We start from the raw sequence: 6721 nt of genomic DNA, 5'->3' as shown, positions 1-6721 counted from the left end.
TGTTCTTTAACACCTAAAGTGTAGTTACCTCTTCCATCAAATGAATTCTTAGGTACTCCTCTGAAGTCTCTTACACGAGGAAGTGAAATACTTACTAACTTATCTAAGAATTCATACATTCTTTCACTACGTAAAGTGACTTTACATCCGATAGCCTGACCTTCACGTACCTTGAAACCAGCGATTGATTTCTTAGCAGTAGTAACGATTGGCTTCTGACCTGAGATTAATGTCAATTCTTCTACAGCTTCTTCTAAGAATTTAGAATTGTTGACTGCATCACCTACACCGATATTAATAACGATCTTTTCCATTTTAGGAATCTGCATTGTAGATTTATAACCGAACTTCTTCATTAAGTTCTTTGTGATTTCGTTTGTATAACGTTCCTGTAAACGGTTCATGTATTATCCTCCTTCCCCTTATTTCTTCTTATTTTCGATTACAGCACCTGTTTTCTTATTAACACGTACTTTTTTACCATCTTCAAATTTATAGCCAAGTTTTACGATTTCCTTAGCTTTTGTATCATAGTAAGCAACATTAGAAGCATCGATTGGAGCTTCTACAGTAATGATTCCGCCTTCAGGATCTGCCTGAGAAGGTTTAACATGCTTTGTTACCTTCTTGACACCTTCAACGACAACTCTATTACCTTTAATTGCAAGAATTTCGCCAGTCTTGCCTTTTTCGCTGCCTGCAATGACCTGTACTGTATCACCTACACGTAATTTCATATCTTTCGTTCCTCCTATAATACTTCAGGAGCTAATGACACGATTTTCATGAAATCAGCATCTCTTAACTCTCTAGCGACTGGGCCAAAGATACGTGTACCCTTAGGTGTATTGTCATCTTTAATGATTACGCATGCGTTATCATCGAAACGGATTACTGAACCGTTTTCACGCTGAACACCGTATCTTGTTCTAACGATAACAGCTTTAACGACTTCACCCTTCTTTACAGTTCCGCCTGGAGCCGCTTGCTTTACAGTAGCAACAACGATATCACCGATGCTACTTGTCTTTCTATTTGAACCACCAAGGTTTCTGATAACTAAAACTTCTTTAGCGCCTGTATTGTCAGCAACTTTTAATCTACTTTCGTTCTGGATCATAGTAGTGACCTCCTTTCAGACTGTATTAGATAATTTCTGCTTTCTTTACGATTTCTACTAAACGGAAACGCTTTGTTGCAGATAATGGTCTTGTTGCCATAATCTTTACTGTATCTCCAACACGTGCTTCATTATTTTCATCATGTGCATGGAATTTCTTAGATGAATTCATACGTTTACCGTATAATTTATGTTTTACATGTGTTTCAACAAGTACAGTTATAGTTTTGTCCATCTTAGTAGAGATGACTGTGCCAGTATAGACTTTTCTGTTATTTCTTTCCATAATCTCTCTCCTACTTTTCAAGTTCTCTTTCTCTAATAACTGTTTTGATCTTTGCGATTGATTTTCTTACTTCTTTGATACGAGCAGTATTTTCAAGCTGACCAGTTGCCTGCTGAAATCTTAAACTAAATAACTCTTTTTTGAATTCTTCTACTTTTACAAGTAGATCTTTTGTTTCAATACTTCTAATATCTTGTACTTTCATGAGTTACTCACCTCTTCCAATAATCTTGCATCTGACAGGTAACTTATGAGAAGCAAGTCTTAATGCTTCACGAGCAGTTGCTTCATCAATCTGACCAACTTCGAACATAACGCGGCCTTTCTTAACTACAGCTACCCACTGTTCTGGAGCACCTTTACCTGAACCCATACGTACTTCCAAAGGCTTTTTAGTCTTTGCTAAGTGTGGGAAGATTCTAATCCAAACCTTACCACCACGGTTCATATGACGGTTGATTGCAATACGGGCTGCTTCAATCTGTCTTGAAGTAATCCAAGCACCATCAAGAGCTACTAAACCATAGTCACCGAAAGCAACTGTCTTACCGCCCTTAGCCTTACCTTCATATTTAACTCTATGAGGTCTTCTATATTTTGTTCTCTTAGGCATCAACATGATTATTTATCCCCTTTCTTCTTTGCAGGAAGAATTTCTCCCTTACAAATCCAGACTTTAACTCCTAGCTTACCATAAGTAGTAGCAGCTTCTGCAGTGGCATAATCAATGTCAGCTCTGATTGTATGTAGTGGAACTACACCTTCAGAATAACCTTCGCTTCTAGCGATATCAGCACCGCCTAAACGACCTGAAACTGAAGTCTTAATACCTTTAGCACCGTTTCTCATTGCATTCTGAATAGCTCTCTTCTGAACTGTTCTGAATGAAGCACGGTTTTCAAGCTGTTCTGCGATTCTATCAGCTACTAACTGAGCGTTAGTATCAGCATTCTTAATTTCTACTACGTTGATAAATACTTTCTTATCACTGATAAGACCCATTAATTCTTTTCTTAAAGCATCAATGGCTTCTCCGTCTTTACCAATCACTACACCAGGTCTTGATGTGTGAACAAAGATATTGACGCGTTTCTTTGATCTTTCAATATCGATCTTTGCTACGTATGCTTTCTTTAACTTAGCCATTAAGAATTCACGAATCTTAACGTCTTCTAATAAGTAATTAGCAAAGTCTTTCTTATCAGCATACCATCTTGAACTCCAATCACGGTTAACACCAACACGGAATCCAACTGGACTTACTTTCTGACCCATTGTTCGTCCTCCTATCTTTCTTCAACCACACAAGTGATGTGGCATGTTCTCTTTAAAATTTGAGTTCCAGAACCTTTAGCTCTTGCGCGGAATCTCTTTAATGTTGGACCTTCGTCAACATAAATCTTTTTGATATATAACTTATCTTCGTCTGCACCTTCATTATTAACAGCGTTAGCCTTAGCAGAGTTAACAACCTTGATAATAGCAGGAGTAGCACTCTTGTTTGTGAATTCAAGGATTCCGAGTGCTTCCTTAACTGACTTACCACGGACTAAGTCAACGACTAATCTAGCTTTCTGAGGTGATACACGAATAGTTTTTGCTGTTGCTCTTGCTTCCATGTTCAAATCCTCCTATTTATTAAGCAGCCTTATCATTGGCTGTGTGGCCTTTGAATGTTCTTGTTGGAGCAAATTCTCCTAACTTATGACCAACCATATCTTCTGTTACATAAACTGGAATATGTTCTTTACCATTGTATACTGCGAAAGTATGCTCAATAAACTGAGGGAAAATAGTAGAACGTCTTGACCAAGTTTTGATAACTTCTTTTTTTCCAGCAGCATTTAATGCTTCAACCTTTTTCATCAAATGTTCATCGACGAAAGGTCCCTTTTTTAAACTTCTTGCCATGATTACTTATCCTCCTTCTTATTTAGCATTACGACGACGTACGATCAATCTGTTAGAATGTTTCTTGCTGTTTCTAGTCTTAACACCAAGAGCCTTCTTACCCCAAGGTGTAAGTGGAGCTTTACGACCGATTGAAGTTTTACCTTCACCACCACCATGAGGATGATCATTAGGGTTCATAACAGAACCACGAACAGTAGGTCTAACACCTTTCCATCTCATACGTCCAGCTTTACCGTAATTAACAAGACCATGGTCTTCGTTACCTACAGCACCAACTGTAGCACGGCACTTCTTTAAGAATTTTCTTACTTCACCAGACTGAAGTCTAACAATTACATATTTTTCTTCAGAACCAAGGATCTGAGCTGAAACACCAGCAGAACGAGCTAACTGTCCGCCCTTACCAGGATGCATTTCAATATTGTGGATAATAGTACCTTCAGGCATGTTACCCATTTCCATACAGTTACCAACTTTAACGTCAGTAGTTTCACCAGAAACAATTAAAGTTCCTACTTCTAGTCCCTTAGGAGCTAGGATATATCTCTTTTCACCATCAGCGTAATTGATTAAAGCGATGTTTGCAGATCTATTTGGATCGTATTCGATAGTAGCAACCTTACCAGGTACTCCATCCTTGTTACGCTTAAAATCAATAACTCTGTATTTTCTCTTATGTCCACCACCATGATGTCTAGTAGTGATCTGACCCATATTGTTACGGCCACCCTTTTTCTTATAAGGAGCAAGTAATGACTTCTCTGGAGTAGAAGTAGTGATTTCTTCCTTAGTCAAAGCAGTCATGTTTCTACGACCGTTACTTGTAGGCTTATATGCTTTAATTGGCATGTTTAATCCTCCTATTTAAATATCTGAAATGGAGTGCATTTCAATAGTTTATAATTAGTTAATTATTCTTCTTCACCAAATAAATTGATGCTGTTGCCTTCTGCTAAAGTTACGATTGCTTTCTTTCTTCTAGCAGTCTTACCAACATAACGACCAACTCTCTTAGTCTTAGCTCTAACGTTGATTGTGTTAACGCTAGTAACCTTAACATTGAACATAGCTTCTACAGCCTGTTTGATTTCAGTCTTGTTTGATGATAAAGCAACATCGAAAGTATATTTGTTTTCTTCCTGCATTAACTTCATAGTCTTTTCAGTTAAAACAGGTTTTCTTAGTACGTCAGTAATGTGAGCCATTATTTTAGTACCTCCTCAACTGCCTTGATAGCTTTTTCAGTCATCATTAACTTAGTGCAATCCATAACGTCATAAACGTTTACGTTGCTAGCTTCGATAACTTTAACACCAGGAACGTTTCTAGCAGACAATACTAAGTTTTCTTCTAGCTTATCAACAACGATTAATGTCTTTCTTGGGTTTTCGAAGTTACCTAAGAAATTAACAACATTCTTAGTCTTGATAGTTTCGAAAGCGATAGCATCTAATGCAACTAATTCCTGATCGATTACTTTCTGTGATAATACAGATCTTAATGCAAGATTCTTGACTTTCTTGTTAATCTTGAAGTCATAGCTTCTTGGAGTAGGACCAAAGACAATTCCTCCACCGCGCCACTGTGGTGCACGGATAGAACCCTGTCTAGCACGTCCTGTACCCTTCTGTCTCCAAGGTTTCTTTCCACCGCCTGAAACTTCGTGACGATTCTTCACCTTGTGAGTACCCTGTCTTAATGAAGCTCTCTGTAGTAAGACTACATCAAAGATTGCCTGGTTATTTGGTTCGATTCCGAATACGTTTTCGTTAAGTTCTAAATCGTTTAATTTTTCACCATTCTGATTAAATAATGCAATATTCAACATTAGTTTTTCCTCCTTTCACTTCATTATTCTGCAACTGCTTCAGTAGCATAATTTACTAATTCGGCAGCTTTGTTTGTTTTTCCGTTTGCCTTGATACCAGACTTAACGACTACTAAGCCTTTCTTAGGACCAGGTACTGATCCACTAACTAGTAATACGTTCTTTTCTACATCAACTGCAACAATTTCAAGATTCTGAACTGTTCTTGTGTTTCCACCCATCTGTCCTGGAAGATTCTTACCAGGAGCAATTCTGTTTGGAGCGATTGGACCCATAGAACCTACGATTCTGTGAGCTCCGGAACCATGTCCCTTTGGACCGATGTGCTGTCCGTGTCTCTTGATAACACCCTGATAGCCTTTACCTTTACTTGTACCTGTTACGTCAACTACTTCACCAGCTACAAAGCTATCAACAGAAATTGTCTGTCCAACTTCATAACTCATCATTTCGTCAAAACGAAATTCTTTAATGAAGCGCTTAGGAGCTGTGTTTGCTTTAGCAACCACACCTTTTTCTGGCTTGTTTGCAAGCTTTTCTCTCTTGTCTTCGAAACCAACCTGGATTGCGTTGTATCCATCAGTTTCAACAGTCTTCTTCTGAAGAACTACGTTTGGAGTTGCTTCGATAACTGTTACTGGGATTAACTTACCATCAGTAGTGAAAACTTGAGTCATTCCGATCTTACGACCTAAGATTCCTTTCATGAGTTACACCTTTTACCTTTCTTATAACTTAATTTCAATATCTACACCACTTGGTACTTCTAATCTAGTTAAAACATCAACTGTTTCTGGTGTAGGGTTCACTACGTCGATTAAACGTTTGTGAGTTCTGATTTCGAACTGTTCACGAGAATCCTTATCTTTGTGAACTGATCTTAAGATCGTATAAATTTCCTTTTCTGTAGGTAATGGTACAGGACCAACTACCTGAGCACCAGACTTCTTAGCTGCAGCTACGATCTTTTCTGCAGAAGCATCTAGGATCTTGTGATCAAAAGACTTAAGTCTGATTCTGATTTTGTTGTTTGCCATGATTATTCCTCCTTGTCTATTTGTTAGACAACGCTCAATGCGAATTCCCTGAGCACTCTTCCGTTCATGACAACGGCTATCAGCGTTTCAGCAACCTCGCACATCTTCGCGTTTCACAACGGTCATATAATACCGTAATAAAACAGATAAATCAAGCCCTTTTTAAACTTTTTTTTTGATTTTTTTAATAAATTTTTCATTGAATAATTCAACGCTTTTTCAATAATAAATGTATGCGCCATCATATCTATAATAGTGTTAATTTTCACAATTATTTTTTTTATGGTTGTTTTTACCGTATTTATGGATTATGAGAGTCTCATCCTATCAATATCTAAACTATTAATAGAAATGATAATAAGTTAACTATTGATTAATTCTTCTTTACTTTAAGAATCTTCATATATGTAGAAGAATAATTAATATTATGTATATTAGAAAATAGAAAAAACACATCAGAAGATGTGTTGTAAAAAAATTAAGTTTAAGTATGTATAGTAGATTCACTAATTTATAAAAAAAGCCCTCCTGAAGGA

The 6721-nt window shown here is 37.2% G+C and carries 14 protein-coding genes; all 14 read right to left on the bottom strand.

The genetic code is table 11. The annotated features are described in order from the left end of the window. On the bottom strand, nt 1-404 hold a 404-nt coding region (gene rplE, locus B2S90_RS09770), incomplete at its 3' end, for a 50S ribosomal protein L5 (RefSeq protein WP_286696985.1). Nucleotides 405-422: 18 nt separating this feature from the next. Continuing rightward, the gene (rplX, locus tag B2S90_RS09765) at nt 423-737 is read right to left on the bottom strand and encodes a 50S ribosomal protein L24 (protein WP_006505634.1); all 315 of its coding nucleotides are present in this window, start codon (nt 735-737) and stop codon (nt 423-425) included. A gap of 14 nt (nt 738-751) precedes the next feature. Next, the gene (gene rplN / locus B2S90_RS09760; protein WP_006505633.1) at nt 752-1120 is read right to left on the bottom strand and encodes a 50S ribosomal protein L14; all 369 of its coding nucleotides are present in this window, start codon (nt 1118-1120) and stop codon (nt 752-754) included. A gap of 25 nt (nt 1121-1145) precedes the next feature. Beyond that, complete coding sequence (gene rpsQ / locus B2S90_RS09755) at nt 1146-1409, bottom strand: 30S ribosomal protein S17 (protein WP_187012199.1); 264 nt, start codon at nt 1407-1409, stop codon at nt 1146-1148. A 7-nt stretch (nt 1410-1416) separates the two neighbouring features. Further along, nucleotides 1417-1611, bottom strand: coding sequence for a 50S ribosomal protein L29 (gene rpmC / locus B2S90_RS09750; RefSeq protein ID WP_006505631.1), 195 nt, complete (start codon nt 1609-1611; stop codon nt 1417-1419). A gap of 3 nt (nt 1612-1614) precedes the next feature. Then, nucleotides 1615-2025, bottom strand: coding sequence for a 50S ribosomal protein L16 (gene rplP / locus B2S90_RS09745; RefSeq protein ID WP_117458133.1), 411 nt, complete (start codon nt 2023-2025; stop codon nt 1615-1617). A gap of 2 nt (nt 2026-2027) precedes the next feature. Continuing rightward, nucleotides 2028-2681 (bottom strand): 30S ribosomal protein S3, encoded by a 654-nt coding sequence (gene rpsC, locus B2S90_RS09740; protein ID WP_022425051.1) that lies wholly within the window; start codon nt 2679-2681, stop codon nt 2028-2030. Nucleotides 2682-2692: 11 nt separating this feature from the next. Then, nucleotides 2693-3025, bottom strand: a complete 333-nt coding sequence (rplV, locus tag B2S90_RS09735; protein ID WP_006505628.1) for a 50S ribosomal protein L22 — start codon at nt 3023-3025, stop codon at nt 2693-2695. Nucleotides 3026-3044: 19 nt separating this feature from the next. Then, a complete protein-coding gene (rpsS, locus tag B2S90_RS09730; protein WP_006505627.1) occupies nt 3045-3317 on the bottom strand; it encodes a 30S ribosomal protein S19 in 273 nt (90 codons plus the stop codon). Between the two features lie 18 nt (nt 3318-3335). Then, on the bottom strand, nt 3336-4169 hold the full coding sequence (rplB, locus tag B2S90_RS09725) for a 50S ribosomal protein L2 (RefSeq protein ID WP_278860269.1): 834 nt from the start codon (nt 4167-4169) through the stop codon (nt 3336-3338). Between the two features lie 62 nt (nt 4170-4231). Beyond that, a complete protein-coding gene (gene rplW / locus B2S90_RS09720) occupies nt 4232-4525 on the bottom strand; it encodes a 50S ribosomal protein L23 (protein ID WP_006505625.1) in 294 nt (97 codons plus the stop codon). Then, a complete protein-coding gene (gene rplD / locus B2S90_RS09715) occupies nt 4525-5148 on the bottom strand; it encodes a 50S ribosomal protein L4 (RefSeq protein ID WP_040389859.1) in 624 nt (207 codons plus the stop codon). The genes rplW and rplD overlap by 1 nt, the downstream gene beginning before the upstream one ends. A 23-nt stretch (nt 5149-5171) precedes the next feature. Beyond that, nucleotides 5172-5855, bottom strand: coding sequence for a 50S ribosomal protein L3 (gene rplC / locus B2S90_RS09710; protein ID WP_055234189.1), 684 nt, complete (start codon nt 5853-5855; stop codon nt 5172-5174). 21 nt (nt 5856-5876) lie between these two features. Continuing rightward, complete coding sequence (rpsJ, locus tag B2S90_RS09705; RefSeq protein WP_055234188.1) at nt 5877-6185, bottom strand: 30S ribosomal protein S10; 309 nt, start codon at nt 6183-6185, stop codon at nt 5877-5879. Between the last annotated feature and the right edge of the window lie 536 nt (nt 6186-6721).

It is taken from the genome of Catenibacterium sp. UBA627 (assembly GCF_002299355.1).
GTDB classification, from domain to species: domain Bacteria; phylum Bacillota_I; class Bacilli_A; order Erysipelotrichales; family Coprobacillaceae; genus Catenibacterium; species Catenibacterium mitsuoka.
This window is presented reverse-complemented; position numbering and strand designations above follow the sequence as displayed.

Bases quoted from the DNA above. Each gene is read 5' to 3' on its own strand.
- rpmC (WP_006505631.1), bottom strand. From the start codon at position 1,611: ATGAAAGTACAAGATATTAGAAGTATTGAAACAAAAGATCTACTTGTA.
- rplN (WP_006505633.1), bottom strand. From the start codon at position 1,120: ATGATCCAGAACGAAAGTAGATTAAAAGTTGCTGACAATACAGGCGCT.
- rplB (WP_278860269.1), bottom strand. From the start codon at position 4,169: ATGCCAATTAAAGCATATAAGCCTACAAGTAACGGTCGTAGAAACATG.
- rplC (WP_055234189.1), bottom strand. From the start codon at position 5,855: ATGAAAGGAATCTTAGGTCGTAAGATCGGAATGACTCAAGTTTTCACT.
- rplP (WP_117458133.1), bottom strand. From the start codon at position 2,025: ATGTTGATGCCTAAGAGAACAAAATATAGAAGACCTCATAGAGTTAAA.
- rpsS (WP_006505627.1), bottom strand. From the start codon at position 3,317: ATGGCAAGAAGTTTAAAAAAGGGACCTTTCGTCGATGAACATTTGATG.
- rpsC (WP_022425051.1), bottom strand. From the start codon at position 2,681: ATGGGTCAGAAAGTAAGTCCAGTTGGATTCCGTGTTGGTGTTAACCGT.
- rplD (WP_040389859.1), bottom strand. From the start codon at position 5,148: ATGTTGAATATTGCATTATTTAATCAGAATGGTGAAAAATTAAACGAT.
- rplX (WP_006505634.1), bottom strand. From the start codon at position 737: ATGAAATTACGTGTAGGTGATACAGTACAGGTCATTGCAGGCAGCGAA.
- rpsJ (WP_055234188.1), bottom strand. From the start codon at position 6,185: ATGGCAAACAACAAAATCAGAATCAGACTTAAGTCTTTTGATCACAAG.
- rplW (WP_006505625.1), bottom strand. From the start codon at position 4,525: ATGGCTCACATTACTGACGTACTAAGAAAACCTGTTTTAACTGAAAAG.
- rplV (WP_006505628.1), bottom strand. From the start codon at position 3,025: ATGGAAGCAAGAGCAACAGCAAAAACTATTCGTGTATCACCTCAGAAA.